The 2,753-nt window shown below is 62.9% G+C and carries 2 protein-coding genes; both read left to right on the top strand.

Annotation, left to right across the window (positions count from 1 at the left end; all coding sequences use genetic code 11):
* The first annotated feature begins 144 nt into the window (after nt 1-144).
* Nucleotides 145-1,911 (top strand): IS21 family transposase, encoded by a 1,767-nt coding sequence (istA, locus tag ACV1FX_RS41600; protein WP_473123264.1) that lies wholly within the window; start codon nt 145-147, stop codon nt 1,909-1,911.
* A gap of 2 nt (nt 1,912-1,913) precedes the next feature.
* Nucleotides 1,914-2,678, top strand: coding sequence for an IS21-like element helper ATPase IstB (istB, locus tag ACV1FX_RS41595; RefSeq protein WP_473123265.1), 765 nt, complete (start codon nt 1,914-1,916; stop codon nt 2,676-2,678).
* Nucleotides 2,679-2,753 lie beyond the last annotated feature (75 nt).

Here is a 2,753-nt window from a genome sequence, read left to right as displayed (position 1 = left end):
GCCCCGACGGTCGGTCAAATTCCCCCGGGTGTGGTCACCTCAAACTCCCCCACCTGATTCCGCCTCGCTGGGCGGCTGATCTGCCGCAAAGCGCGTAGCAGGACGTTTATTTTCGCCCCCTTTTAGGGAAGAGGGGACGGGGAGTTGAACGTCTTGAAGCCGCACCTGCAAAGCACCGTATTTACGTTACTTGAGCGCCAGACGAGCCAACGCGAGATCCAGCGGCTGACGGGGATCGACCGCAAGACGATCCGGCGCTACCAGGCGATTTTCGTGTCCCAGCGAGCGGCGGAGGCAAATTCCCCCGGGGTGACCGCCGGCTCGGAGGCCGCCGAAGGCCAAACTCCCCCACCTCCGCGACCGCCGGCTATCGGAGCGACGGTGGCCGCCAAGACGTTTGACTTCGCCCGCTCGGCCTGTGAACCGCATCGGGAATGGATCGAGCATCAGGCCCGTCTGAAGCGCAATGCGCAGGCGATCTACCAGGATCTGGTTGACCAGTTCGGCTTCACTGCCAGCTACGAGAGCGTCAAGCGTTTCGTGCGTGCCTTGCGCCACTTCGATCCCAAACAGTTTGACCGTCTCGAGTTTGCCCCCGGCGAGGAAGCCCAGGTCGATTATGGCGAAGGCGCGCTGACCCGTGATCCGAAGAGCGGTCGTCACCGCCGGCCGCGCCTGTTCGTGATGACGCTGCGCTACTCGCGTCGCAGCTTCCGGCGGGTGGTCTGGAAGTCGAGCCAGCAGGTCTGGGCACAGCTCCACGAAGAGGCTTTTCGGTATTTCGGCGGTGTCGTCAGCTATGTCGTGCTCGACAATCTCAAGGAAGGCGTCATCACGCCCGACCTGTACGAGCCCGAACTCAACCGGCTTTTCGGCGCGATGCTCGCGCATTACGGCGTCGTCGCCGATCCGGCGCGGGTGCGGGATCCCAATCGCAAGGGGACGGTGGAGAACGCGATTCAGCACACCCAGGGCACCGCGCTCGCCGGGCGGCGCTTCGAGTCACTGGAGGCTCAGAACAGGTTTCTGGAGCACTGGGAGGCGAACTGGGCTTCCAAGCGCATCCATGGCAGCACAAGACGTCAGGTCGAGGCCATGTTCCAGGAGGAGAGGCCGCATCTGCGGCCATTGCCCGCGACCAGCTTCCGTTACTTCTCCGAGTTCGTGCGCACCGTCTACGACGACACCACCGTGCGCGTAGATCACAGCGATTATGCCGCGCGCCCCGCGCCGATCGGCAGCCAGGTCGTGGTCCGCCTTTACGAGACCACGATCGAGATCCGCGACCGCAGCACCCAGGCGCTGCTGCGCGTTCATGCCCGCGCCGCTCGGCCTGGTTCGCTCAAACTGCCGCACAACGAGCGTCCGTTCAATCCATCCCGTCAGACCGCCTTCCTACTGGCAAGCGCCGGCGACATCGGAGCGCAAACGAAGGCGCTCTGTCAGCACCTGTTCGACACCGAAGGCCGCGTCGGGCAGCGCGCGATGTGGGGCATTGTCGGGCTCGCGAAGAAGTATCCCGCCCGACTCGTCGAGCAAGCCTGCGATCACGCGGTGCGCAACCACATCCACCGCTACAAACAGGTGCGCGCAATCGTCGAGCGGCTGTTCGAGCAGGCGCTCGAACGCCTTGATCAAGCTCCATTGACGCTGCCGCTGACGCAGGACCATCCCCTGATCCGTCCCGCGGACGAATACGGCGAACTCTTTCGCCTTGGCGCCCAGAACCGTGCCAGCAACGAGAGCCAGCCCATCAACAACGGCGACGATCAGCCCGCACCAAACCGCGCTCGCGTCGTCTCCGCAATCCCGGCCAGCTCCAACGACGCGAGCGCTACCACCGAGACGCCGACCTTGAATGCCGATCAATACTGCCACCACTCAACCTCCACAGGAGATCGCCCAAGATGACCATGACCTTGCCGGAAATCGATCGCTGCCTGCGACAACTGCGTCTGTCGGGCGTACGCGACACGCTCGAGACCCGTGTCCTGCAGGCCCAGGGCACCAACCAGCCGTTCCTGGAAACCTTCTCCCTAATCCTGCAGGACGAACTGGATCGTCGTCAGTCCCGTCTTATCGAGCGGCGCTACCAGCAATCCGGGCTTGAAGAGAAGCTCATGCTCGCGGAGTTCGACTGGTCCTTCAATCCCAAACTGCCGCGTCAGGCCTGCTTCCAGCTGCACGCGTTGAAGTTTGTCGCCGCCGGTGAAAACGCACTGCTCATTGGCAAGCCCGGTACTGGTAAATCGCACGTGGCCAAGGCCGTCGCCTACCAGGCCATCCTGCAAGGCCACAAGGTCCAATATCTCGAGGCCGATGACTTCTTTAACCGTTACGCCCTCAGCCCCGCCGCTCAGCGCGAAGCTCGACTGCGGAGCATCTTTGACTGCGATCTGCTCGTGCTTGACGACCTGTTCCTCGCCCGTACCATCGCCGACGAAGCTGGCGCTGTGCTGCAGACTCTGATCCATCAACGTTACAAACTGCACCGCAGCGTCATCGTCACGTCAAATCGCGTCGTGCAGGACTGGGGCGCTTATCTCCGGGACAACACCATGAGCACGACGATCCTTGACCGCCTCATGCACCATTGCCATCTGCTCGAGTTCGACGGCCGCAGCTACCGCCTCAAGGAAGCTGCCGAGGCCCTTGCACGCAAAACCCAGTCAACCTAATAACCTCTCGTCCTGCTCCACAAGTGGGGGAGTTTGCGCGACCACAGGTGGGGGAGTTTGAAGTGACCGTCCGGG

The organism is Bradyrhizobium ingae (assembly GCF_055791185.1).
The sequence above is the reverse complement of the archived record's forward strand: the minus strand, read 5'-3'. Positions and strand labels throughout refer to the sequence as shown.

Excerpts from the sequence above, each read along its gene's own strand:
- istB (WP_473123265.1), top strand. The coding sequence starts at position 1,914 with ATGACCTTGCCGGAAATCGATCGCTGCCTGCGACAACTGCGTCTGTCG.